The sequence below is a fragment of the Streptomyces sp. NBC_00009 genome, from assembly GCF_045040855.1.
GTDB lineage: Bacteria > Actinomycetota > Actinomycetes > Streptomycetales > Streptomycetaceae > Streptomyces > Streptomyces aureus.
The window spans coordinates 3,413,054-3,436,036 of record NZ_CP108312.1 but is presented as its reverse complement, the minus strand read 5'-3'; the positions used below and the strand labels follow the sequence as shown (position 1 = coordinate 3,436,036).

General features: G+C 71.5%; 21 protein-coding genes and 2 pseudogenes. 12 read left to right on the top strand and 11 right to left on the bottom strand.

Going from position 1 to position 22,983, the window contains the following annotated elements; translation table 11 throughout:
• Window positions 1-17: 17 nt before the first annotated feature.
• Window positions 18-455 (top strand): helix-turn-helix transcriptional regulator, encoded by a 438-nt coding sequence (locus tag OHA58_RS15350; RefSeq protein ID WP_405484988.1) that lies wholly within the window; start codon window positions 18-20, stop codon window positions 453-455.
• A gap of 52 nt (window positions 456-507) precedes the next feature.
• Window positions 508-954 (top strand): VOC family protein, encoded by a 447-nt coding sequence (locus tag OHA58_RS15345; protein ID WP_405479205.1) that lies wholly within the window; start codon window positions 508-510, stop codon window positions 952-954.
• 20 nt (window positions 955-974) lie between these two features.
• Here the strand turns inward: OHA58_RS15345 and cseC are convergent, their stop codons facing one another.
• The 5 genes from cseC to OHA58_RS15320 form a co-directional block, all read right to left on the bottom strand.
• Window positions 975-2,354: a two-component system sensor histidine kinase CseC gene (cseC, locus tag OHA58_RS15340; protein ID WP_405479204.1), complete on the bottom strand. Its 1,380-nt coding sequence runs from the start codon at window positions 2,352-2,354 to the stop codon at window positions 975-977.
• 170 nt (window positions 2,355-2,524) lie between these two features.
• The gene (gene cseB / locus OHA58_RS15335; RefSeq protein WP_366121611.1) at window positions 2,525-3,241 is read right to left on the bottom strand and encodes a two-component system response regulator CseB; all 717 of its coding nucleotides are present in this window, start codon (window positions 3,239-3,241) and stop codon (window positions 2,525-2,527) included.
• Between the two features lie 81 nt (window positions 3,242-3,322).
• The gene (locus OHA58_RS15330) at window positions 3,323-3,979 is read right to left on the bottom strand and encodes a hypothetical protein (protein ID WP_384683103.1); all 657 of its coding nucleotides are present in this window, start codon (window positions 3,977-3,979) and stop codon (window positions 3,323-3,325) included.
• Window positions 3,967-4,515, bottom strand: coding sequence for a SigE family RNA polymerase sigma factor (locus OHA58_RS15325; protein WP_405479202.1), 549 nt, complete (start codon window positions 4,513-4,515; stop codon window positions 3,967-3,969). The genes OHA58_RS15330 and OHA58_RS15325 overlap by 13 nt, the downstream gene beginning before the upstream one ends.
• A gap of 181 nt (window positions 4,516-4,696) precedes the next feature.
• Window positions 4,697-5,593, bottom strand: coding sequence for an A/G-specific adenine glycosylase (locus OHA58_RS15320; RefSeq protein WP_405479200.1), 897 nt, complete (start codon window positions 5,591-5,593; stop codon window positions 4,697-4,699).
• A 143-nt stretch (window positions 5,594-5,736) separates the two neighbouring features.
• Here OHA58_RS15320 and OHA58_RS15315 point away from each other — a divergent pair, with 143 nt between their 5' ends.
• From OHA58_RS15315 to OHA58_RS15305, 3 genes and pseudogenes are all read left to right on the top strand, one after another.
• Window positions 5,737-6,135 carry a hypothetical protein gene (locus OHA58_RS15315; protein WP_405479198.1) on the top strand — a complete coding sequence of 133 codons (399 nt, stop codon included), beginning with the start codon at window positions 5,737-5,739 and terminating at the stop codon, window positions 6,133-6,135.
• Window positions 6,108-6,182: pseudogene (locus OHA58_RS15310) on the top strand (hypothetical protein); the annotation flags it as partial. The gene OHA58_RS15315 and the pseudogene OHA58_RS15310, both read left to right, overlap by 28 nt.
• 130 nt (window positions 6,183-6,312) lie before the next feature.
• Window positions 6,313-6,612 (top strand): annotated as a pseudogene (locus OHA58_RS15305) (response regulator transcription factor); the annotation flags it as partial.
• On the opposite strand, the gene OHA58_RS15300 reads toward OHA58_RS15305, so the two are convergent.
• Window positions 6,613-7,254, bottom strand: a complete 642-nt coding sequence (locus tag OHA58_RS15300; RefSeq protein WP_405479197.1) for a phosphatase PAP2 family protein — start codon at window positions 7,252-7,254, stop codon at window positions 6,613-6,615.
• A 185-nt stretch (window positions 7,255-7,439) separates the two neighbouring features.
• On the opposite strand from OHA58_RS15300, the gene OHA58_RS15295 reads away from it, so the two are divergent.
• On the top strand, window positions 7,440-8,240 hold the full coding sequence (locus OHA58_RS15295; protein WP_405479195.1) for a hypothetical protein: 801 nt from the start codon (window positions 7,440-7,442) through the stop codon (window positions 8,238-8,240).
• Between the two features lie 444 nt (window positions 8,241-8,684).
• Here OHA58_RS15295 and disA read toward each other — a convergent pair whose 3' ends face one another.
• On the bottom strand, window positions 8,685-9,809 hold the full coding sequence (disA, locus tag OHA58_RS15290; RefSeq protein ID WP_127832608.1) for a DNA integrity scanning diadenylate cyclase DisA: 1,125 nt from the start codon (window positions 9,807-9,809) through the stop codon (window positions 8,685-8,687).
• Window positions 9,810-9,921: 112 nt separating this feature from the next.
• Complete coding sequence (radA, locus tag OHA58_RS15285) at window positions 9,922-11,331, bottom strand: DNA repair protein RadA (RefSeq protein WP_405479193.1); 1,410 nt, start codon at window positions 11,329-11,331, stop codon at window positions 9,922-9,924.
• A gap of 277 nt (window positions 11,332-11,608) precedes the next feature.
• Here radA and OHA58_RS15280 point away from each other — a divergent pair, with 277 nt between their 5' ends.
• Entirely contained in the window at window positions 11,609-13,327 is a 1,719-nt protein-coding gene (locus OHA58_RS15280; protein ID WP_405479191.1) for a BACON domain-containing protein, read from the top strand.
• Between the two features lie 31 nt (window positions 13,328-13,358).
• On the opposite strand, the gene OHA58_RS15275 is transcribed toward OHA58_RS15280, so the two are convergent.
• Window positions 13,359-14,288: a hypothetical protein gene (locus tag OHA58_RS15275; protein ID WP_405479190.1), complete on the bottom strand. Its 930-nt coding sequence runs from the start codon at window positions 14,286-14,288 to the stop codon at window positions 13,359-13,361.
• Between the two features lie 71 nt (window positions 14,289-14,359).
• Between OHA58_RS15275 and OHA58_RS15270 the strand changes: the two genes are divergently transcribed.
• From OHA58_RS15270 to ilvD, 4 genes are all read left to right on the top strand, one after another.
• Window positions 14,360-15,292: a Ppx/GppA family phosphatase gene (locus OHA58_RS15270; protein ID WP_405479188.1), complete on the top strand. Its 933-nt coding sequence runs from the start codon at window positions 14,360-14,362 to the stop codon at window positions 15,290-15,292.
• A gap of 191 nt (window positions 15,293-15,483) precedes the next feature.
• Window positions 15,484-16,308 (top strand): sugar phosphate isomerase/epimerase family protein, encoded by an 825-nt coding sequence (locus OHA58_RS15265; RefSeq protein WP_405479186.1) that lies wholly within the window; start codon window positions 15,484-15,486, stop codon window positions 16,306-16,308.
• Complete coding sequence (locus tag OHA58_RS15260; protein ID WP_405479184.1) at window positions 16,305-16,937, top strand: TetR family transcriptional regulator; 633 nt, start codon at window positions 16,305-16,307, stop codon at window positions 16,935-16,937. The genes OHA58_RS15265 and OHA58_RS15260 overlap by 4 nt, the downstream gene beginning before the upstream one ends.
• 274 nt (window positions 16,938-17,211) lie before the next feature.
• On the top strand, window positions 17,212-19,065 hold the full coding sequence (gene ilvD / locus OHA58_RS15255) for a dihydroxy-acid dehydratase (protein WP_405479182.1): 1,854 nt from the start codon (window positions 17,212-17,214) through the stop codon (window positions 19,063-19,065).
• 249 nt (window positions 19,066-19,314) lie between these two features.
• Here ilvD and OHA58_RS15250 read toward each other — a convergent pair whose 3' ends face one another.
• A complete protein-coding gene (locus OHA58_RS15250; protein WP_405479180.1) occupies window positions 19,315-21,558 on the bottom strand; it encodes a serine/threonine-protein kinase in 2,244 nt (747 codons plus the stop codon).
• Window positions 21,559-21,793: 235 nt separating this feature from the next.
• Between OHA58_RS15250 and OHA58_RS15245 the strand changes: the two genes are divergently transcribed.
• The gene (locus OHA58_RS15245; RefSeq protein WP_405479178.1) at window positions 21,794-22,093 is read left to right on the top strand and encodes a peptidase; all 300 of its coding nucleotides are present in this window, start codon (window positions 21,794-21,796) and stop codon (window positions 22,091-22,093) included.
• Between the two features lie 88 nt (window positions 22,094-22,181).
• Here the strand turns inward: OHA58_RS15245 and OHA58_RS15240 are convergent, their stop codons facing one another.
• The gene (locus tag OHA58_RS15240) at window positions 22,182-22,880 is read right to left on the bottom strand and encodes an alpha/beta fold hydrolase (protein WP_405479177.1); all 699 of its coding nucleotides are present in this window, start codon (window positions 22,878-22,880) and stop codon (window positions 22,182-22,184) included.
• Window positions 22,881-22,983 lie beyond the last annotated feature (103 nt).

Genomic DNA, 22,983 nt, shown 5'->3' with positions numbered 1-22,983 from the left:
GGCTCGCCAAGGACGCGATGGACCGCGACTGGGCCGAGGCGGAGCTCGATCTGGACGCGGTGGCGGCCCATGCCGGTTATTCGCGCTACCACTTCGTGCGGTGCTTCAAGGAGGCGTACGGGGAGACACCGGGGCAGTATCTGACGCGCCGTCGGATCGAGCGGGCCGAGGACATGCTGAGATCGGCGGACCTGTCGGTCACGGAGATCTGCGGCCTCGTGGGGTTCAGCAGCCTGGGCACGTTCTCGTCCCGGTTCAAGAGACAGACGGGCCTGACACCGAGCGAGTACCGGGCGAAGCACGTGGGGCGCGGGGCGGCGCTCATCCCCGGGTGTTACGCGATGTTGTGGGCCGGCGGCTTCCCCGGCAGGGGGCCGTCCGGGAGTGCGGGTCAGGGGGACGGCGAGGAGCGCAATTCTGGAGAAGCGGAGGCGGGGGGTGACTGCCTACGGTGACAGGGCACGGCCGGATTCCCCGGCGCGTGGCCCGACCACAGCGGAGCGCATCATGATCAAGGGACTCGCCATTTCCACCGTCTGGGTTCTCGACCAGGACCGGGCCAAGGCGTTCTACACCGAGAAGCTGGGCCTCGAGGTGCGTACGGACATGACCATGGGCGAGGGCGGTATGCGCTGGCTGACCGTGGGCGCCAAGGACCAGCCGGACGTCGAGCTGACGCTGATGGTGCCCGGGGTGCCCGCGATGGACCCCGAGTCGGCCGAGGCGGTGAAGAAGCTGGTCTCCAAGGGCATTCTCGGGGCCGGCGTCCTGGTCACGGACGACATCCACGGGGACTACGAGCGGCTCAAGGCGCGCGGGGTGCAGTTCCTCCAGGAGCCGCAGGAGCGCCCGTACGGGACCGAGGCGATCTTCCGCGACGACTCCGGGAACTGGTTCTCGTTCACGCAGCGGAACGAGGGGCTCGACCTCGACAAGGAGTGGGCCACCAGCTAGGGCCTCTCGTTCGGAGCCCCTCAGTCCGGCAGGCGCAGCATCGGGAAGCTTCCCGTGTTCGTCGGTGCGTGCTCCGGCAGCCACAGCACCGCAACCGCGCCCTCGGACGGAGTCTCCGAAGGAGCACCCGGCGGGCGCACGTTGCGGAACGTGAGGCGGGCGCCGAGCACGCGCGCCTGACCCGCGGCGATCGTCAGACCGAGACCGTGCCCATGGCCCGCGCGGTCCGCCGCGCCCGTACGGAAGCGGCTCGGCCCCTCGTCGAGCAACTCCTCAGGGAACCCGGGTCCGTGATCGCGCACGCGCACCACCCGGCCCTCGACGCTGACCTCGACCGGCGGCTTGCCGTGCTTCGCGGCGTTGGCCAGGAGGTTGAAGAGGATGCGTTCGAGGCGGCGCGGGTCGGTGGTGACCTCCGACTCGTGCACCACGCTCACCCGTACGTCCGCGTGGCGCGCGCCGACCCGCCGCGTCACGAACTCGCCCAGCAGCAGGTCCTGGAGCTCGGCGCGCTCGGCCGCGCTGTCCAGACGCGCCACTTCGAGCACGTCCTCGACGAGGGTGCGCATCGCCTGGGCCCGGTCCTTGACCAGCTCGCTCGGGCGTCCGGGCGGCAGCAGCTCGGCCGCGGTGAGCAGTCCGGTCACCGGCGTACGCAGCTCGTGCGCGATGTCCGCGGTGACCCGGCGCTCGGCCTCGAGGCGCTGCTTCAGGGCGTCGGCCATCGCGTCGACGGCCTGTGCGAGATCGTCGGTCTCGTCGCGTACGACGCCGCCGATGGCGTCCCCGACCCGTACGTCGGTCCGCCCCTGCGCGACCTCCCTGGCCGCGGACGCCGCCTTGCGCAGGCGCCGTGACACCTGGCCGCCGATGAGCACGCCGAGGGCGCACCCGCCGAAGACCACCGAGATCGAGCCGATGATCAGGGCCTGGTCGAGGTCCTTCATGACGGTGGCGCTGCGGTCGGTGAAGCGGGTGTGCACGGACAGCAGGCGCCCGTCGCCGAGCGGGACCGCGGCCCAGATGTCGGGTACGCCGCCGGCCTGTTCGGAGACGAAAGTGGCGCGCCGCCCGGCCATCGCCTTCTTGCGCAGGTCGGGGGGTATGCCCGGGTCGTCGACCTTGAAGCCGACGGGGAGGCCGCGCCCGGTGGCCTCGTACTGGCGCGCCACGAACTGGATGCGTTCGTCCTGCACGTCGCGCGCGTTGTCCAGCATCGAGACGCGCGCCGCGTTGTGCACGACCAGGCTCAGGGCGACGGCGACGAGCGCCCCCACCAGGGCGATGGCGACGCTGATCTTCCAGCGGACCCCGGTGTGCAGCACCGGGCGCAGCCGTCTCAGCGGCAGCCGCAGCGGCTGCCCGAGCCGGGCGCGCACGGTCGCGGCGGCCCCCCTCATATCCCGATTCCGTTCCTCGTCAGACAGCGAATGACCCGGCCGGCACACGTACCGACCGGGCAAACGGTTCCCCGGACACCCGGCCCGGACAAGCCATCCGGTCCCGACATGCCACCCAGCCCCGACATGCCACCCAGTCCCGACACGACACCCCGCCCAGGCACGGCCCGTCAGGCCTTGAGCTTGTAGCCGAAGCCGCGGACCGTTTCGATCCGGTCCTGGCCGATCTTCGTGCGCAGCCGCTGCACATGGACGTCGACGACGCGGGTGTCCCCGCCCCAGCCGTAGTCCCACACGCGTTCGAGGAGCTTGTCGCGGGAGAGGACCGTGCCGGGCGCGGAAGAGAACTCCAGGAGCAGCCGCATCTCGGTCGGTGTCAGTGCGACCGTGGCCCCGTCCTTGCGGACCTCCATGCCCTCGGTGTCGATCTCGAGATCGCCGAAGTGCAGGACACTGCCGGTCGCGCCGGAGTCGTCAGGGACGGCCGGCGCCGCGCCGGACGCCGACCCGCTCGCGTGCCCGAAGCGCCGCAGGACGGCCCGGATCCGCGCCACGAGGACGGCCCCGTCGAACGGCTTGGTCACGTAGTCGTCCGCGCCGGCCTCCAGGCCGAGCACCACGTCGATCGAGTCGGCCCGCGCCGACAGCATGATCACGGGGACGGTGGACTCGTCACGGATGCGGCGGCACAGGCTCACGCCGTCCAGGCCCGGCACCATCACGTCGAGCAGCGCGATGTCGGGCCGGTTCGCGCGGAACGCCTCCAGGCCCGCGAGGCCGTCCGGCATGGCCGTGACCACGAAGCCGTCCCGCTCGAGGGCGAGCTGGGTGGCCTCGCGGATGACGTCGTCGTCCTCGACGAAGAGGACGTGGGTGTGCTCTGCCATCCGAATCCGCTGCTCCTGATACGTCGTCCGAAAAGTGGTCTGGTCCGTCATCTGCATGGTCGGGGCTGCCCGGCCCGCCGCTCAGTTGTCGGACGGCTCGGGCGTGTCCCCGTTCACCGCGTTGCTGTAGTCGTTGTGCGTCCTGGCCTGCTCGACGAACCGGCCGGTGGTCCAGCGGTACGTCAGGACGTCCTCACCCGAGGGATATGCCACGGAGTCGCCCTTCTCGTACACCTGCTTGGTGACGACGAGGTCGCCCCGGTCTATCTCCGCGTACACCGGAGGCTCCTCGGCCTTGAAGACGTTCTCGTACTTCCCGCCGGTGTCGCGGTACACGTAGCTGCCGATGCTGACGGCGTCTCCGCAGGTCATGACGTTGACCACGACGTCGCTCGACGTGTTCCCCGTCAGGTTCCCGTAGGACACGTCGACCGGGTACTCGTGCCCCACGCAGGGCTTGAGGTCACGCTTGACCTCCGTGCTCACCGCCGGGTCGTCCTTGACGAGCCGGACCGCGTTCACCGTCTTGGGCGCAGGGGAGGCCGGGGAGGACGACACGGCTTTCGGGGCGGCCGAGGGCCCCGGGTCGGAGCGGGCGGGCCCTTCATCGCGGGCGCCGGTGCCGCCGGCCGAGCAGGCCGTGAGGGCGCCGAGGAAAAGGCCGATGGCGGCGAGCGCGGCCACCGCCGTACTCCCCGCCTTCAGGACCCGACCGGCACGTATGCCTAGGCCGCGCAACGCTCCGTCTCCTCCCGTTCGAGCACGCGGTGGCCGGACTCGTGGCGGTCCCGGCTCTCCAGCTCCTCACGGAGCCGGGCCAGCGCCCGGTGCAGCGTGCTCTTCACGGTTCCGGCCGACATGCCGAGGGCGGCGGCCGTCTCCTCTGTGGACATCTGCTCCCAGTGTCGCAGCACCACGACACTGCGCTGCTTCGGAGCCAGCACCTTCAGGACGTCCATGAGGAGCGCGCGGTCGGCGTGCTGCTCGGTCGAGTCGTCGATGCTCGCGTCGGGCAGCTGCTCGGTGGGCACCTCTTCGAGCTTGCGGGCGCGCCACCACTCCGTACGCGTATTGATCATGACGCGGCGCAGATAGGCGTCGGCGAGGCGCTTGTCGGCTATGCCGTCCCAGCGGCCGAACGTCCGCACCAGCGCCGTCTGGAGCAGGTCCTGGGCGTCGACGGGGTCCGGCACGAGGCGCCGGGCACTGCGCAGCAGGGCGTCCTGCCGAGTGCGGACGTACTCCTCGAACTCGAGCACCTCGCCGTGCGCCATGCCAACCGCCTCCCGTTCGCGAACCGTTCGCGCTTTCCCTGTCCGTCACCTGTGGGTGATCGGTACACGGAAGAAGCTACGGAGGCGTTGTCACGGGGTTGTCCGCTTCAGCCTGCGGCGGGCGCACGGCTGTCCGTCGGTTGTGTAACAGACGTAAGACGTGGGTAAACCTGTACGCCCGTCAGCTCAGCGGCAGCCGGTAGAAGCCGTCCGGCATCGGCTCCACGAGCCCGTCCGCGACGAGCCCGTCCAGGGCGCGCGCCCGCTGCACCGGCTCGTCCCACACGCGGTCCAACGCCGCCTGGGGAACGGGCGAGACGGCCTCCCGCAGCACGGCGAGCAGCTTCCCGCGCACCTGCCGGTCCGTGCCCGCGTATGTCTGCCCGCGGCGCGGCGGACCGACGTGGTCGGGCTTGCCGGCGAGCCGCCACGCGCACTGGGCGGCGATGGGACAGCGGTGGCAACTCTCGTTCTTCGCCGTGCAGATGAGGGCGCCGAGCTCCATGGAGGCAGCGGCCCAGCGCGAGGCCGTCGACTCCTGCTCGGGCAACAGGGCGCGGGCGAGCTTGCGTTCGGCCGCGGTCGTGGCGTTCGGCGGGTACTGCACACCGCTCACCGCCCGCGCGAACACGCGCCGCACGTTCGTGTCGAGGACGGCGTGCCGCTGCCCGTACGCGAAGGAGGCCACGGCAGCGGCCGTGTACTCGCCGATGCCGGGCAGCGCGAGCAGCTGGGAGTGAGCGGTGGGTACGTCGCCGCTGTGCCGCTCCGTTATGGCGACGGCGGCGCCGTGCAGCCGCAGCGCGCGGCGGGGATAGCCGAGCCTGCCCCAGGCGCGCACGGCCTCGCCGGGCGCCTCCTTGGCCAGATCGGCGGGGCGCGGCCACCGCGCGAGCCACTGCTCGTACACGGGAAGGACGCGGCTCACCGGCGTCTGCTGGAGCATGAACTCGCTGACCATCACGCCCCAGGGACCCGCGTCGGGGCGGCGCCACGGCAGGTCGCGGGCGTTCTCCGCGAACCAGTCGATGACGGGAGCGTGCAGGGACTCGGTGCTGGTGTTCGTGGGCGCAGTCATGGCAGGACGATCCTGCCATGGGGAGCGGGGACAGCGCGGCCACGTTGTGACGCAAACGGGTTGGCTCGGCCTCGCTCGCTTGACGCCCACCCTGACGATCGGCAGGGACGGCGACCCGGCCGGCGCTCGTACCTTCGGAAGACGTGAGACCTCCAGCCCGCAGCACGGGCCCCTTGCTCTGGGCCGCCCTGGCCGTCCCCGTCGCCGCCGCAGAGCGCCTCGGCCTGGAGCGAAGCCCGCTGTGGGCGCAGCTCACCGGCCTCGCGGAGCCGGCCGCCGCAACAGCCCTGCACCGCACCTGGCCCGCGACGGCGTTCCTGCTCGCGGTCGCACCGGGCATCGCGACGTCCCCCTCCCTCTTCACGCTCTCGTACGGCTGCGCGCCGGCGGTCTTCGCCTTCCTGCTGGGCCTGCGCGGCACGGCGACGGGTGTCGCGCCGCTCTCGTTCGCGGCGGGCACCGGATCATCGCCGACCGCGCGATGCTGCGGGAGCGCGCCTGGGTCGCCCAGGACATGCACGACTCACTGGGCCACGAACTGAGCCTCATCGCACTGCGCGCGGGCGCGCTCCAGGTAGCACCGGGCATGGCCGAGGCGCACCGCACGGCGGCGGCCGAACTGCGCGCGGCGGCGCCGGACGCGACGGACCGCCTGCACGGCGAGGAGACAGACGGACCGCCTGCACGGCGAGGAGACAGTACGAGCCGTGCCGGGCACGGCGGTGGCGGACGGCGCCGCGTTCCTGTCACCCGAGGTGGCGCGCCACGTCATCGACGGCTTCGGGGCACAGCGCCTGGGCCGATAGGCAGCGGCCAGGGCCCGCGTGGCCACGCTCACCCCACGTGAACGGGAGGTGCTGGGCCTGGTGGGCGCGGGCCTCTCGAACCCGGAGATCGGGCGCCGCCTGCACCTGGTGGAGGGCACGGTGAAGGCCTACGTGAGCGCGGTCCTGGACCGTCTGGAGGTCAGGAACAGAGTGCAGGCGGCCATCGTGGCGTACGAGGCGGGCCTGGTCTGATCACCGCCGATGACCGCAAACGGCCGCATACCCGCTCACCACCCCCGGCCCGGCGAACCAGCGAACAACCCCACTCCCGGACCCTCGCATGGCCACGACGACCCGAATCCCACTCCCCACACAGAGCCGCACCACGACGAACGAGACAAGAGCCCCGACCCCCAGCCCCACCGCCACGTCGTGCGGGTAGTGGACGCCGACGAAGACGCGGGAGAAGGCCATGAGGAGGGCGAGGGGGACGGTGAGCCGGCCGATGGCGGGCCAGGCGAGGGTGAGGCCGACGGCGGAGGCGGCAGCGATGGTGGCGTGGTTGCTGGGGAACGACCAGTCACCATGAGGGGGACACGCGACAAGAGAGGTCAGGGCGCCGGAGACGGCCCGGCAGGGACGCTCTTCGTCGACACCGGACTTGACCAGCTCGCTGCACACATAGGCGACGCCGGTGGCCAGCGGGGCGAGCACCGCGACGGCCAGGGCTCGTGGATCACCGCCCCGGGCCCGCCACCAGGCGGCGACGAAGAGCACGGCGAAGACCAACAGCCCCAGCTCGGTGAACACCTCCATGAGGTGCTGGAACCACGACGGGGTGTCATGGGCGAAGCCGGTGATGTCGCGATAGAGGTCGGAGTCGAAGATTCCCATGACACGGACGGTACGTAATGCCCCAGCACCATCACATCCCGCGATGGTCTCGTCCCGTACCTGACGAAAGACAGGGGTTGTCCCCGCGCCGAAACCGCCACCCGGGACTATGATCCGCAAAACTCGCGGGCCGAGGCGGCGGGTGGGGGCGGGAGAACGGGCTGATCTCTCGTACAGTTTGCGCCGTGGGATCTCTGCGCAATCCGATCGGGCCGCTTCCCTCCACCATTTACTGGCGACGGAGGGCCGTTCTGCTGTCCATGGTGGCGCTGCTCGCGCTGCTGATCGTATGGGCCGTCAACTCCGGTGGCGGAGGCAGCAAGACCGGCGCCGGTGGCTCGAACGGCAAGGACACCGCGCCCTCCTCCATCACGCCCGGCCCCTCCGGGTCCGGACCGGCGATCAGCGAACACCCGGGCGGCCGCGACGAGTCGGGCGGCGGCGGTGACGACGGTTCCTCCGACGGCGCCAACGGTGACACTTCGGGCTCGGGCTCCGACACGGCCGGCTCAGGGGCGGGATCCGATGACGGCGCGAAGGGCGGCACAGGCGCGGGCGACCAACTCCCCGCGGGCTCAAGCCTCCCCGACTGCACGGCAGGCGGCGTGACGCTGACGCTGCGCAGCGTCCACAACTCGTACGCGCCGGGCGAGAAGCCGAAGTTCGAGCTGACCGCCAAGAACACGACGGCGAAGGACTGCAAGGTCGATCTGGGCCCGAAGAGCGCAGTCCTGACGATCACTCAGGCATCCAGCGACACCGAGATCTGGTCCTCCGACGACTGCCCCAAGGGTGCCGGCAGCCTCCTGCTGCGCGTACCGGCAGGCGCCCACATCACGCACGCGATCGAGTGGGACCGCAAGGCCAGCGCCCCCGAGTGCGCAACCCCGAAGACGGACGCGGCAACGCCAGGCACCTACCTAGTAGAGGCAAAGGCACCCCAACTCCCCAAGGCCCAGGCATCCTTCGTACTGGCCAAGGACTAACACCACCAGCCCTCTGGCGGGCGAACCCACCCGAGCCCCGAGCCGCCCACCGCCGATCAGTCCCGTACGAGAGAGACGGGCCAACGAGCCCCAGCGGCCGCATGCGAGAGGGATGGGCGAACGAGCGCCCCACCGGCATCAGCCGAGCACAAAACGGGACGGGTCAACGAGCGCCCCACCGGCGATCAGTCGCGTACGAAACGGGAGGGGCCGTGGCGGGATGTGCGCGCGGAGCCACCAGCACCACGTACAGGTAATCAGCTGGGTGACGAGGCCCCGTAGAACAGCGAGCACGTACATCCCGGCGCGGTCCCGCACCCGAAGACGGCGGGGCGAGCCCACCGAGCCGCACTCGGGACCCCACCCCAGGCTCACAAGCAGCCCCCACAAGCAGCCCTCAAGCAGCCGCCCCCAAGAGGCGCCCCCAGGCACCCCTAGAAGCCCCTAGACGTACCGCTCCAGGATCGACGACTCGGCCAACCGCGAGAGCCCTTCCCGCACGCTCCGGGCACGGGCCTCCCCGACGCCGTCCACCGTCTGCAGATCATCGACGCTGGCGGCGAGCAGCTTCTGCAGCCCCCCGAAGTGCTCGACAAGCCGGTCAATGATGGCCCCGGGCAGCCGAGGCACCTTCGCCAACAGCCGGAACCCACGAGGCGAAACAGCCGAGTCCAAGGTCTCCGGAGACCCGGTGTACCCCAACGCACGTGCCACAGTAGGCAGTTCGAGAAGCTCGGCATGCGTCAGAGCGTCGAGTTCGAAGAGCGCCTCATCAACGGTCCGGGACCGCTTGGCCGTAGGTTCGGGCACGTAGTCCCGAACGACGAGCTCCCGCTCGGGCTCCACCCCGGCGATCAACTCGTCGAGCTGAAGGGCGAGCAGTCGCCCATCCGTCCCGAGCTCCACCACGTACTCGGCGATCTCGGTGGCGATGCGCCGCACCATCTCCAGCCGCTGCGCGACCGCGGTCACATCCCGCACGGTCACGAGATCCTCGATCTCGAGCGCGGAGAGCGTCCCGGCCACCTCGTCCAAGCGGAGCTTGTACCGCTCAAGAGTGGCGAGAGCCTGATTCGCACGCGAGAGAATCGCGGCCGAGTCCTCGAGAACGCGCCGCTGCCCGTCCACGTAAAGGGCGATGAGCCGCATCGACTGCGACACCGAGACCACGGGGAAGCTGACCTGCTTGCTCACCCGGTCCGCGGTGCGGTGCCGCGTGCCCGTCTCCTCCGTGGGGATCGTGGGGTCGGGCACCAACTGGACGCCCGCCCGCAGGATCTTGGTGATGTCCTTGTCGATGACGATGCCGCCGTCGAGCTTGCACAGCTCGCGCAGGCGCGTCGCGGTGAACTCGACGTCCAGGATGAAACCGCCGGTACACATCGACTCGACGGTCTTGTCCCAGCCGAGAACGATGAGTCCGCCGGTGTTGCCGCGGAGGATTCGCTCGAGGCCGTCACGCAGCGCCGTACCGGGCGCGACCGCGCTCAGTGAGGCGCGCATCAGCCCATCGGCACCGGAGCTCCCGCCGGACTTGCCGGGAGCTGCTGCCCGGTCGTTGGCTGCCACTGCACTCCTCCGGTCGCAGATGTCGCAGATATCGCAGAAGTCCCAGATCTTGCGGAACGCGCAGATCTTGAATGCCCAGGGTTCGTACGCACGGGCGAGACCAGGGCAAAGTCTACCGGCGCTCCTCCGTCTCCCGTGGGGCCTCTCGGCGACGGCTCCTGGGCAGTACGCGCAGAGCATCCCCCATGTCGGCGACTTCGGTGACCTTCATACCGGCGGGCACCTTGCCCGGATCGCTCGGCACGAGGGCGTGGGTGAAGCCGAGCCGGTGCGCCTCGGCGAGCCGGCGCTGCACGCCGGTCACCCGTCTGACCTCGCCCGCGAGGCCGACTTCACCGATCGCGACGAGGTTCTTGGGGAGCGGGGTGTCGCTGGCGGCACTGGCGAGGGCGAGGGCGATGGCGAGGTCGGCGGCGGGCTCGGAGAGCTTCACACCGCCGACGGTCGCGGAGTAGATGTCCCGCTTTCCGAGCGCACTGATCCGCCCGCGCTGCTCGAGCACGGCGAGCATCATCGAGACGCGAGACGTCTCCAGACCGGACGTGGTGCGCCGAGGGGACGGGATCTGGGAGTCGACGGTGAGGGCCTGAACCTCGGCGACGAGAGGCCGCCGCCCCTCCAGGGTGACGGTCAGACAGGTGCCCGGGACGGGTTCGGCGCGGCGGGTGAGGAACAGCCCGCTGGGGTCGGCGAGTCCGGTGATGCCTTCGTCGTGCAGCTCGAAGCAGCCGACCTCGTCGGTCGTCCCGTACCGGTTCTTCACGCCGCGTACGAGGCGCAGGCGCGCGTGCCGGTCGCCTTCGAAGGAGAGGACGACGTCCACGAGGTGCTCGAGGAGGCGGGGTCCGGCGATGGCGCCGTCCTTGGTGACGTGACCCACGAGGAGGGTGGCCATGCCGCGCTCCTTGGAGGCGCGGATCAGGGCGCCGGCCACCTCGCGGACCTGGGCCATGCCGCCGGGGGCGCCGTCGATCTCGGGGGAGGCGACGGTCTGTACGGAGTCCATGATCAGGAGGCTGGGCTTGACGGCGTCCAAGTGGCCGAGGACCGCGGACAGATCGGTCTCGGCGGCGAGATACAGATGGTCGTCGATCGCCTTGATGCGGTCGGCGCGCATCCGGACCTGGCTGGCCGACTCCTCGCCCGTGACGTACAGGGTGCGGTGCTCGTCGCTGGCGGCCTTGGCGGCGACGTCGAGCAGGAGGGTGGACTTACCGACGCCGGGCTCGCCCGCGACCAGGACGACGGCGCCGGGGACGAGGCCCCCGCCGAGGACCCGGTCGAGCTCGGGCACGCCGGTGGAGCGGGCGGTGGCCTGCCGGGCGTCGACCTGGCCGATCGGGACGGCGGACGTCGTGACCCGGCCGGGCGCGGTCGTCCGCACGGCGGGCGCGCCGTACTCCTCGACCGTCCCCCACGCCTGGCACTCGCCGCAGCGACCCAGCCATTTCGCCGTCTGCCAGCCGCACTCGGTGCAGCGGTAGGACGGCCGGTCTTTGCCGGATTTCGTACGGGCAGCCATGCACCGAACCGTAACCGAGACCACTGACAGCCCGGCGCCGACCACCATCCGCCGCCTCCCGCCGCCACCACCTGCCCCCTCCCGCCGCCGCCCGGAGGGCCCCCGCGCCGGGTGTGCGCCCGTGCGCCCCGGCGCACATATATGCGCCGAGCACATGTTCCCCTGTACGGAATTTGGTATTCCCGTCCCCTTTTGAGGGATCGTTTCACCCGTACGGATTAAATGTCCCCAAGGGGGAGGAAGGGTGCGGCACCATCCGCCTACGGTCGCACGGGTGATGACCAGCAGGCCGGAAACCCCCACGCAGACCACCGGCGCACACCGGGCGCACCGCGACGGGCGCGGGCGACCTGCGCCGCGGACCGTACCCCAGCGCCCGACATCGCGCTACGAGCCCTATCTGGACGGCCTGTTCACGTACTGCCTGTCCGTCCTGTGCGATCACGACGACGCCATCGCGGCGCTGGGCGACGCCCTGGCGCTCGCCGAACGCCGCGGCTCCCGCGGCCCCGAAACCGAGAGCGACCGTAAGGCGTGGCTGTACGCGCTCGCGCGCTGGTCGTGCCTGCGGGCGCTGGCGGAGGCGAAGCGCCGCAGACAGGGGACGCATGCCTCGGGCCGGCCCCACCCCGAAGCCCCGCACGCCAAAGAGGCCCCTTCCGAGGAGATCCAGGCGCAGCGCCGCCGAGAGCTCGCGCTCCTGGCCTGGCCGGAGGCCGCCGGTACGGCACCCGAGCAGCGCGAGGCGCTGGAGCTGGCCGTACGGCATCAGCTGTCGCCCCGGGAGGTCGCCGCCGCACTGGGTACGGACCCGGGGCTCACCCGGGAACTGCTCGCCTCCGCCGCCTGCGAGGTGGAACGCACTCGCGCCGCCCTCGCCGTGGTGGAAACGGGCACCTGCCCCAGCGTCGCCCGCCTCACCGGAGACAACCAGCTGCTGCTGAGCTCCGCCCTGCGCCGCGAACTGGTCCGGCACGTCGACGACTGCCCCCGCTGCCGCCGCACCGCCGAGCGCGCCGCCCCCGGCGCCTGGCCCGGCACGGCGATCACCCCGGCCGCCCTGCCTCTCGCGACGGCCCCGCGCGCGGCCCTGCACCGGGCGATGGCCCACGGCAACCGCCCCCAGCGAGGCGCGGCCCCCCGCTTCGACCGGCGCGGCTTCCCGATGGACCCCAAGGACAGGGCGGCCCGCCGGGACCGGCTACGCGCGCGTGCCGTCACGACGACGGTCGTCGCCACCGTCGTGGCCGCCCCGGTGCTGGCGCTGTGGGCGGCGTACCGGGGAGCGCCGCAGACGGGCGAGGGTCAGGACGGGCGCTCGATCAGCGCGAGCGAAGCCGGCGACCCGGGCGGGCTCGACGGCAACCGCGCGGACGGCGCTTACGAGAACGCGGGCAACGCACGCACGACCCCCGACCCGCGCTTCACCGCGGGCAGCCGCTCCCCGGACGTCTCCGTGGAGGTCATCAGCCCCGACGGGCCCTCGCACTCCGGCCCGGGCCGGCTCACCGTGGAGGCACAGCCGAGCGGCTCCGCGACCCTCATCACGCTGACGGCGTCCGGGAGTTCACCGGTCCACTGGTCCGCACACACGGGAGCGAGCTGGCTCTATCTGACGAGCACGTCGGGAACCCTGCTCCCCGGCGAGTCGTTCACGATCCGGGTGTACGTCGATCACGACCGGGAGCCCACCGGTCACTGGTCGGCGCGCATCGGTATCGACCCCTCAGGGGCAGTCATCTCAATAGAGGGACACGGGAGTTCGGGCCCCTCGCAGCCCGGCACCTCGGACCCGGGCCCCGACCCGTCGAACACGGGAAACCCGGGCCCCGGCCCGTCCGACCCCACGCCGTCCGACCCGGGCCCGTCCGACCCGGATCCCACACCGTCCGACCCGAGCCCCACGCCGTCCGATCCGTCACCGAGCCCGTCGGCCCCCACGGACTCGTCACCGCCGCCGAGTGACGGCGGCGGTGCGAGCCCGAGCGGCGGCTAGCGCGGGCCGGCGGGAGCCGGCAGGGGCGGTCTCAGGAAGCGGTGGTGGGATCGGCCGGATGCGGCGCGAGCAGCGGCAGCTGGGAGGCCAGGCGCTCCTCGCACAGCTCGGCGAGACGGTCGTAGCCCTCCTTGCCCATGAGCTCGGTCAGCTCGGGCCGGTAGGAGACGTACACCGGGTCGCCCGCCCCATGGGCCGACGTCGCCGAGGTGCACCACCAGTGCAGATCGTGGCCGCCCGGGCCCCAGCCGCGGCGGTCGTACTCACCGATGGACACCTGGAGCACACGGGTGTCGTCGGGCCGGTCGATCCACTCGTAGGTCCGGCGGACCGGCAGCTGCCAGCACACGTCCGGCTTGGTCTCCAGGGGCTCGCGGCCCTCCTTGATCGCCAGGATGTGCAGCGAGCAGCCCGCGCCGCCCTTGAAGCCGGGCCGGTTCTGGAAGATGCACGAGCCGTTGTACGGGCGGGTCTGGCGCTCGCCGTCCTCGTCCTTGGAGACCCAGCCCGTCTGCGTACCGACCTCGTGGTGCTGCCAGATGTCGGGCGTGAGCCGCGCCACGAACCCGGCCACGCGCTTCTCGTCGTCCTCGTCGGAGAAGTGGGCACCGAGCGTGCAGCAGCCGTCGTCCGCGCGGCCCGCCTGGATGCCCTGGCAGCCGCTCCCGAAGATGCAGCTCCAGCGCGAGGTCAGCCACGTCAGGTCGCAGCGGAAGATCTGCTCGTCGTCCGCGGGGTCGGGGAACTCGACCCAGGCACGGGCGAAGTCCAGACCCTTCTCGTCAGGGGCGGAACCTTTCGGCGATGACACCTTCGGCGATGAACCCTTCGTCCCGGACTGCTTCGTCCCTGATTCCTTGGACTTCGGCGCCTTCGACGGCTTAGTGGCCGACTTGGCTTCCTTGTCGCTCTTACCGCGCTTGTCGCGCTTGTCGGCGTTAGCCTTTTTCGTCTTTGGCACGGTTCCAGGGTAAGCGCGCTGCGGTGCCCTCGGGGACTGACGCCCGCCCCACGCGCAGTAGCGTTCCGTATATGAGACTCGGTGTCCTCGACGTGGGTTCGAACACGGTGCACTTGCTTGTGGTGGACGCGCACCCGGGCGCGCGCCCGCTGCCCGCGCACTCGCACAAGGCGGAGCTGCGGCTCGCGCAACTCCTCGACGACCGCGGCGCCATCAGCCCCGACGGCGTGGCCCGGCTGACCGCCACCGTGCGGGACGCCCTGGAGGCGGCCGAGGACAAGGGCGTCGAGGACCTCGTGCCCTTCGCCACCTCGGCCGTACGCGAGGCCAGCAACGCCGACGAGGTACTCGCGCGGGTCAAGGAGGACACCGGCGTCGAGCTGCGCGTCCTCACCGGTGAGGAGGAGGCCCGGCTCACCTTCCTCGCGGCCCGCCGCTGGTTCGGCTGGTCGGCCGGGAAGCTGCTCGTCCTGGACATCGGCGGCGGCTCCCTCGAGATCGCGTACGGCATCGACGAGGAGCCCGACGCCGCGGTGTCGCTGCCGCTCGGGGCGGGGCGCCTGACGGCGGCCTGGCTGCCGGGCGACCCGCCGGACCCCGCGGACATCAAGGCGCTGCGCAGGCACGTACGGGCGCAGATCGCGCGCTCGGTCGGCGAGTTCACGCGCTTCGGCAAGCCCGATCACGTCGTCGCCACGTCCAAGACGTTCAAGCAGCTCGCGCGCCTGGCCGGAGCGGCCCGCTCCACCGAGGGGCTGTACGTCCAGCGGGAGCTGAAGCGCAAGTCCCTGGAGGACTGGGTGCCGCGCCTGGCCGCGATGACGGAGGCGGAGCGCGCCGAGCTCCCCGGGGTCTCGGACGGCCGCGCGGGCCAGCTGCTCGCGGGCGCGCTGGTGGCCGAGGGGGCCATGGACCTGTTCGGGGTGGAGACCCTGGAGGTCTGCCCCTGGGCGCTCCGGGAGGGCGTGATCCTCAGGCGGCTCGACCACATGCCGACGGTCTGACGGGACGTACCGCGCCGGAGGCCGAGTCGCGATCACTGGCACCCGGGCGGCGGCTCCCGTCACCGCCCGGGGGAGGGCGGACCCGGGCGGCGGGCCCGCCCGGCAGGGCGCCGCCGTACTGAGGCGCACCCCACAGCACCCGCGGGCCGACCACCTCCCCGGGGCTCAGCCGGGGCCCGTACTCTGTCTCCGTGGCAGAACCAGTGGTGCGCATCCCGGATGCGAAGGTCGCCCTGTCGACGGCCTCGGTCTATCCGGAGTCGACGGCGACGGCCTTCGAGATCGCGGCACGCCTGGGCTACGACGGCGTCGAGGTCATGGTCTGGACCGACCCCGTCAGCCAGGACATCGAGGCCCTGCGCCGGCTCTCCGACTACCACCAGGTCCCGATCCTCGCCGTGCACGCGCCCTGTCTGCTGATCACGCAGCGCGTCTGGTCCACGGACCCGTGGACCAAGCTCCAGCGCGCGAAGTCGGCGGCCGAGAAGCTGGGCGCGTCCACGGTCGTCGTCCACCCGCCCTTCCGCTGGCAGCGCCAGTACGCGCGCGACTTCGTCGACGGCATCTGGCGTATGGCCGACGAGACGGACGTCCGCTTCGCTGTCGAGAACATGTACCCCTGGCGCTACCGCGACCGCGAGATGCTCGCGTACGCCCCCGACTGGGACGTCACCAAGGACGACTACCGGCACTTCACGATCGACCTCAGCCACACCGCGACGGCCCGCACCGACGCGATGTCAATGATCGACCGCATGGGCGACCGCCTCGGCCACGTCCACCTCGCGGACGGCAGGGGATCGGCGAAGGACGAGCACCTGGTCCCCGGCCGCGGCACGCAGCCCTGCGCCGAGCTCCTGGAGCGCCTCGCCCTGACCGGCTTCGACGGGCACGTCGTGATCGAGGTCAACACCCGCCGCGCCATGTCCAGCGCCGAACGTGAGGCCGACCTCGCCGAGGCCCTCGCCTTCACCCGACTGCACCTCGCGTCGGCGGTCCGGGTCCCCCGCTCATGACGGACCCGGAGGTCCCGCCCGTACGCCGCAGGGGGCGGCCCTCCCGTACACAGGCGGAGGCGGCCGGCCCCGCGACCCGCGACCGCATCCTGGAGGCCGCCCGCGCGGAGTTCTCCGAGCGCGGCTACGAGAAGACGTCGGTACGTGGCATCGCCAAGGCGGCGGGCGTGGACGCGGCGCTGGTGCACCACTACTTCGGTACGAAGGAGCAGGTCTTCGAGGCATCCATCGAGGTCGCCTTCGCCCCCGCCCTGGACGCACCGGCCGCGATCGAGGACGGCCCGCTGGACGGCGTCGGCGAGCGCCTCACCCGCTTCATCTTCTCCGTGTGGGAGAACCCGGCGACCCGCGCCCCGCTCCTCGCGATCGTCCGCTCGGCCGTGAACAACGAGACCGCGGCGGCCGTCTTCCGGCGCCTGGTCGCCGTACAGCTGCTGCGGAAGATCGCCCGGCAGCTGGACCTGCCGCCCGAGGAGGCCGAGCTCAGGGCGGAGCTGGCGGCGGCGCAGCTCGTGGGGGTCGCGATGCTGCGTTACGTGATCAAGGTGGAACCGCTGGCGTCGGCGGACATGGAGCGGATCGTCGAGCGGGTGGCACCGGTGGTGCAGGGGCATCTGACGGGGGAGTGACGCACGCCCCCACGTGGCATCTGACGGGGGAGTGACGCACGCCCCGCCTGGCATGCCCCACCCGAACCGTCGCGAGACCCGGCCGCCGAGTGCCCGGACGGGACGCGAGGGCCGGGGTACCCGGATGGGACACCACGGTCGGGGGCACGTACAGCGAGACGCGCGTCCCGTATTCCGGACACCTTGTCCGGATCTTGGATTGGCGGCGTACGCTCGATAGCAGCCCTATCTGCCGCACGGGCCCCTGAACGGGCCCTTGAAGGAGCGAGCGACGATGCCCGAGCTGAGGTCCCGCACAGTCACCCACGGACGCAACATGGCGGGTGCACGCGCCCTTATGCGCGCCTCCGGGGTACCCGGTGCGGACATCGGCCGGAAGCCGATCATCGCCGTGGCCAACTCGTTCACCGAGTTCGTGCCCGGCCACACCCACCTCCAGCCGGTCGGCCGCATCGTCTCCGACGCGATCACGGCGGCGGGCGGCATCGCGCGCGAGTTCAACACGATCGCCGTCGACGACGGCATCGCGATGGGCCACGGCGGCATGCTCTACTCGCTCCCCTCCCGCGACCTGATCGCGGACAGCGTCGAGTACATGGTCGAGGCGCACTGCGCCGACGCCCTGATCTGCATCTCGAACTGCGACAAGATCACCCCCGGCATGCTGATGGCGGCCCTGCGCCTGAACATCCCGACGGTCTTCGTCTCCGGCGGCCCGATGGAGTCCGGCCGCGCCACCCTGGTCGACGGCACCGTCCGCACGCTCGACCTGGTCGACGCGATCTCCGACGCCGTGAACGACAAGATCTCGGACGAGGACATCCTCCGTATCGAGGAGAACGCCTGTCCGACCTGCGGCTCCTGTTCCGGTATGTTCACGGCCAACTCGATGAACTGCCTGACGGAGGCCATCGGCCTCTCCCTCCCCGGCAACGGCACGGTCCTCGCGACGCACACGGCCCGCAAGGCGCTGTACGAGAACGCGGCCCGCACCGTCATGGACATCACGCGCCGGTACTACGAGGAGGACGACGAGTCGGTCCTGCCGCGTAACGTCGCCACCTTCGCCGCCTTCCAGAACGCCATGGCCCTCGACATCGCCATGGGCGGCTCCACCAACACGATCCTGCACCTGCTGGCCGCCGCTCAGGAGGCGGGCGTCGCCTTCGGTCTGGACGAGATCAACGAGGTCTCGCGCCGCGTGCCGTGCCTCGCCAAGGTCGCGCCGAACGTGGCGAAGGACCGCACGTACTACATGGAGGACGTGCACCGCGCCGGCGGCATCCCCGCCCTGCTGGGCGAGCTGTACCGCGCCGGCCTCCTGAACGAGGACGTCCACTCCGTCCACAGCCCGTCGCTCTCCGACTGGATGAAGACGTGGGACGTGCGTGCGGGCTCCCCGTCCGCGGAGGCCGTCGAGATGTGGCACGCGGCCCCCGGCTGCGTCCGCTCGGCGGAGGCGTTCTCCCAGTCGGAGCGCTGGGAGGCCCTCGACCTGGACGCCGAGAACGGCTGCATCCGGTCCGCCGAACACGCGTACTCGAAGGACGGCGGCCTCGCGGTCCTCAGGGGCAACCTGGCGGTCGACGGCTGCGTCGTGAAGACGGCGGGCGTCGACGAGTCGATCTGGACGTTCGAGGGTCCGGCGGTCGTCTGCGAATCGCAGGAGGACGCCGTCGACAAGATCCTCAAGAAGGAGATCACGCACGGCGACGTCGTGGTCATCCGCTACGAGGGCCCCAAGGGCGGCCCCGGCATGCAGGAGATGCTCTACCCGACGTCGTTCCTCAAGGGCCGCGGCCTCGGCAAGACCTGCGCCCTGGTCACGGACGGCCGCTTCTCCGGCGGCACGTCGGGCCTGTCCATCGGCCACGCCTCGCCCGAGGCGGCGTCCGGCGGCACGATCGCCCTCGTCCAGGACGGTGACCGCATCCGCATCGACATCCCGAACCGCTCGATCGAACTCCTCGTCTCCGACGACGAGCTGGCCACCCGCCGCACCGCCCTGAACGGCGTCTACGCCCCGGTCGCCCGGGATCGCAAGGTCTCGGCCGCCCTGCGCGCGTACGCCGCGATGGCGACGAGCGCGGACAAGGGCGCGGTGCGGGACGTCTCGAAGCTGGGCTGAGGACCGGCCGGCTGCCTCCGGTCGAACCGGTGGCCTGACCCTGGTTCTGGTTCTGGTTCTGGTTCTGGTTCTGGTTCTGCCTGAGGCGTGAGCCCGCCCGGCGGCGAATTCGCTGCCGGGCGGGCTCACGTCTGTACGAGGACGGGGTCAGGCATGCGTGTTGTCCCGGCCGAGGCCATCGGGGCCCGGCCCGGCCGAGGGCGCCAGGGCCCGGCCCGGCCGCGGGACCAGGGCCCGTACGGCCCCACGTCACCAGCGCCCAGGCTCCCGCCCGTCCACCCCGAACACACTTCCGTCGGGCGCGGTCCCGTAGACGCGTCCTCCCTCACCCACGACGGGCGCGGGCAACTCCCCGACCACCCGCCCGGGTTCACTCCCGAGCCGGGGGCGCGTCTGGCCGAGGGGCTTGCCGGTGCGGATGTCGGTGGCGAGCAGGCGGCCGTCGGGGGCGGTGAGGTAGACGTGGCGGTCGTCGGCCGCGGGTGCCGAGCCCCTGCTGATGGAGGTTTCCACCCGCCACCGCTGTGTGCCGGTCGTCGTGTCCACGGCCACGAGCGCCCCGCCCACGGCGAGGAGATACACGGAGTCGCCGTGCAGGGTTGCCGTCGCCTGAGGAAGGGCAGTCGTCAGCTGCGACCGGTGCACGCTGCCGCTCGCCGGGACGTAGCGGACCAGGGCGACGGTCTCGCTGGCCATGTTGCGCTCGGTGAAGCAGACCGCGCCCTTCGAGGCGCCGACCGGGGTCAGATTCCCGCTGATCCGCCGTTGCCACCGGACGGCCCCGGACTCCGGGTCCATGGCGCTGACCTGCGTACTCGACCCGTCCGGGGACATGGTCGTCGCGTAGGCGAGGCCCTTGCCGAAGTACGCGAGGGTGGGCTGCGTCTGAGCCGGCAGGCGGTGGCTCCAGAGCTTGCGACCCGTGGCGCCGTCGACCCCGGTGACCGTCCCGTCGGCCGAGGTGAGCAGCACTGTCCCGCCGGCGTGCAGCACGCGGCCGTTGTACGCGGCGATGTCCATGTCCCAGCGGGGCTTGCCCGTAGAGGGATCGAGCGCGCGCAGACGCATGCCGTCGGAACTGATCGCGTGGACGAGGCCGCCGGAGAACACGGGGGCCGTCGTGGGCGAGGCGCCCGAATCACTGTCGGCGCCGGTGGATCTGTGGCTCCACAGCACGCCTCCGTTGCGCGGATCGACGGAGGCGGCGAGCACGCCGGCCACCGCACAGCGCAGGGCTCCGCCACCGTACGAGCAAGTCGGCATCATTGCGGCCGAGTCGCCCGATCCGCCGCCCAACTCGCGGGCCCAGGGCTTGAAGCCGTGCACGGCACGACCGGCCGTGGAGGTCGAACGCGCGCTTGAGGGCCCGCTGTCACTCAGCGAGGTGAGGACGACGGTCGCCGCTGCGATCGAGAGGACGACGGCCAGGGCACCGCCGACGATCAGAGCACGCCGCCGACGGATGACGCCGGTTGCCCGGCTGCCGGGAGCCTCCGGCGTGTGGGCGGCGGGACCGTCGGGGGAGCGGCTCGCGCCCGCTTCTTCGGTCGGTGCACCGGACGAGCGGCTGTGCGTCTCCTCGGCAGCGTCGTGGGACGGCTCACGGTCCCCGACTCCGGCTCCGGCCCTCCGCTGTTGGGGTATGAACGCCTGGGTGTCGTACTGGGCGGAGACCCGGCGCAGCTCCTTCATCAGCTCGTCGGGGGTCGGCCGGTGCTCGGGCTCCTTGGCGAGACAGCGCTTGATCAGCGGGCCCAGATCGTCCGGGACGTCCGTCAGGTCGGGCTCGTCATGGACCACTTGGTACGCGACCAGGTAGGGGCTGTCGGAGTCGAAGGGGCCACGTCCGGTCGCCGCGTGCACCAGGACCGAACCGAGCGCGAAGACATCGGCCGCCGGTCCCACCTCGCGCGGCCGGCGGAACTGCTCCGGTGCCATGAACGGCGGCGTACCGATCAATTTGCCTGTCTCGGTCCGCAGTTCGCTGTCCTTCGGCCGGGAGATTCCGAAGTCGATCACCTTCGGGCTGTCCTCGGCCAGCAGTACGTTGCTCGGCTTCAGATCGCGGTGCACGACCCCGGCGCGGTGGATGTCCCGCAGAGCCTCGGCGAGCCCGGCCATCACCTGGCGCAGCCGGGCAGGCCGCAGCGGGCCGTGCTGCTTCACATGCTCGGCGAGGGTTAGGCCGGGAATGAACAGCGTGGCCATCCACGGCCGTTCGGCATCGGGATCGGCATCCACGACGGGCGCCGTGAAAGCGCCGCTCACCCGTCGTGCGGCCGCGATCTCCTGCCGGAAGCGTCCCCTGAACTCGGGGTCCCTGGCGAATTCGGCATGCACGACCTTCACCGCGAGTTGCATTCCCGAGGCGGACCGCGCCAGATGTACGACTCCCATGCCGCCGGAACCCAGACGCCCTTCCAGGCGGTAATGGCCGGCGTACTCAGGAAGTTCCGCTTCCGCACCGGGCCCGGCGCTGCGGCCTGGCGGCATGGTCCACCCCCGTGGCTGTCATCCGTGAGCGCCCCCGCGTGCAGCCGTTCGCACGAGCGACGCACGGAGCCTAGTCGATGATTCGTACGAGACGGACGAGGCTTGCTAGCCTCCGCGTGCATCAGCTGAACACACTGGTTTCAACGGGGGCTCAACGATCTCTGAACGAGGCCCCGGCGGAGCTCCAGAGGGTTCGGCGCCAAGAAGGCTCAGGAGTTCAACGGGGGAGGCCCGCATGGCGGTTGAGGAAATAGAGGGTGCAGGAGAGGCCGTGGCGGCCGCGGCGCAGCGCTATTACGCGGTCGCGCCCGGCACGACGCTGAACGTCCGCAGTGGTCCCGGCACGCACTACCGACTGGTCCGCGTGCTGCCGGAGGGCGCCACAGTGCCGATCTTCTGCCAGCGCCCGGGGGAGACCGTCAGCGGCCCTTACGGCACGACCAAGATCTGGGACAACATCGGCGTCGGTGAGTACGTCTCCGACGCCTACGTGAAGACAGGCAGCGACGGCTACGTGGCGCCGCGCTGCGCATAGCGGATGGCGGGGGCCGGTCGCGTACTCCGACGTGCGCGACCGGCCCCGTCACTTCACCGCGGGCCCCGGGCCGCCCTTACCCCGGCCCTCAACCCCCTGCCTCCTCAAGAAGAATCCGCGCCAGCTCCTCCGGCCGGGAGAACATCGGCCAGTGCCCCGTGTCCATCTCCCGCAGCCGCCAGTTCTCGCCGCGCAGAAGCTCGGCCACGTCGTCCGTCGGCTCGGGCCCGTCGAGCAGGCACTTGATGTACGTCGCCGGAAGCTCGCCCGGCGGGCGGGACAGCACGGCCGGCTCCGACAGGGACGCCCCCGGGTGCGGCGTGGACCCGCCCACGAACCGCGCGACCTGCGTGTCGTCGAGCCCCTGCCCCTCGCACTCGGGCGCAGTCAGCGGCGGCCAGTAACCATCGTTCGCCGCGAGTACGGCCGCCAGCGCCGCCGGCCCCTGCCACCACGCGGACACGAACGACTCCCCGTCCGCCGGAACACTCGAGTCGACGAACACCACGCGCTTCAGCCGGTCACCGATCCGCTCGGCGGCCTGACCGACCGGGATGCCCGAGTAGCTGTGCCCGACCAGGACGACATCGCGCAGTCCGAGGCGCTCCACCTCGTCGACGATGTCCTGGACATGGGTCTTCTGCCCGGCCGGAACGCCCTGCTTGTCGGCGACCCCGGAGAGCGTCACGGCGTGCGCGCCATGCCCGGCCGCGCGCAGCTCCGGCACCACGTCGTCCCACGCCCACGCCCCGAGCCACGCGCCTGCGACTAGTACGTATTCCGTCATGCGGGCAATGTAGGGGAGGGGTACGACAATCCCCGGACCTGCCTCGCGCCACCCAAGCCCCACCCAGGCCCCACATAGGCCTCACCCCAGCCCCACCTCCGAC

Excerpts from the sequence above, each read along its gene's own strand:
- OHA58_RS15350 (WP_405484988.1), top strand. The coding sequence starts at position 18 with ATGGACCGCGACTGGGCCGAGGCGGAGCTCGATCTGGACGCGGTGGCG.
- OHA58_RS15345 (WP_405479205.1), top strand. The coding sequence starts at position 508 with ATGATCAAGGGACTCGCCATTTCCACCGTCTGGGTTCTCGACCAGGAC.
- cseC (WP_405479204.1), bottom strand. The coding sequence starts at position 2,354 with ATGAGGGGGGCCGCCGCGACCGTGCGCGCCCGGCTCGGGCAGCCGCTG.
- cseB (WP_366121611.1), bottom strand. The coding sequence starts at position 3,241 with ATGGCAGAGCACACCCACGTCCTCTTCGTCGAGGACGACGACGTCATC.
- OHA58_RS15325 (WP_405479202.1), bottom strand. The coding sequence starts at position 4,515 with ATGGCGCACGGCGAGGTGCTCGAGTTCGAGGAGTACGTCCGCACTCGG.
- OHA58_RS15320 (WP_405479200.1), bottom strand. The coding sequence starts at position 5,593 with ATGACTGCGCCCACGAACACCAGCACCGAGTCCCTGCACGCTCCCGTC.
- OHA58_RS15300 (WP_405479197.1), bottom strand. The coding sequence starts at position 7,254 with ATGGGAATCTTCGACTCCGACCTCTATCGCGACATCACCGGCTTCGCC.
- radA (WP_405479193.1), bottom strand. The coding sequence starts at position 11,331 with ATGGCTGCCCGTACGAAATCCGGCAAAGACCGGCCGTCCTACCGCTGC.
- OHA58_RS15280 (WP_405479191.1), top strand. The coding sequence starts at position 11,609 with ATGACCAGCAGGCCGGAAACCCCCACGCAGACCACCGGCGCACACCGG.
- OHA58_RS15270 (WP_405479188.1), top strand. The coding sequence starts at position 14,360 with ATGAGACTCGGTGTCCTCGACGTGGGTTCGAACACGGTGCACTTGCTT.
- OHA58_RS15260 (WP_405479184.1), top strand. The coding sequence starts at position 16,305 with ATGACGGACCCGGAGGTCCCGCCCGTACGCCGCAGGGGGCGGCCCTCC.
- ilvD (WP_405479182.1), top strand. The coding sequence starts at position 17,212 with ATGCCCGAGCTGAGGTCCCGCACAGTCACCCACGGACGCAACATGGCG.
- OHA58_RS15250 (WP_405479180.1), bottom strand. The coding sequence starts at position 21,558 with ATGCCGCCAGGCCGCAGCGCCGGGCCCGGTGCGGAAGCGGAACTTCCT.
- OHA58_RS15245 (WP_405479178.1), top strand. The coding sequence starts at position 21,794 with ATGGCGGTTGAGGAAATAGAGGGTGCAGGAGAGGCCGTGGCGGCCGCG.
- OHA58_RS15240 (WP_405479177.1), bottom strand. The coding sequence starts at position 22,880 with ATGACGGAATACGTACTAGTCGCAGGCGCGTGGCTCGGGGCGTGGGCG.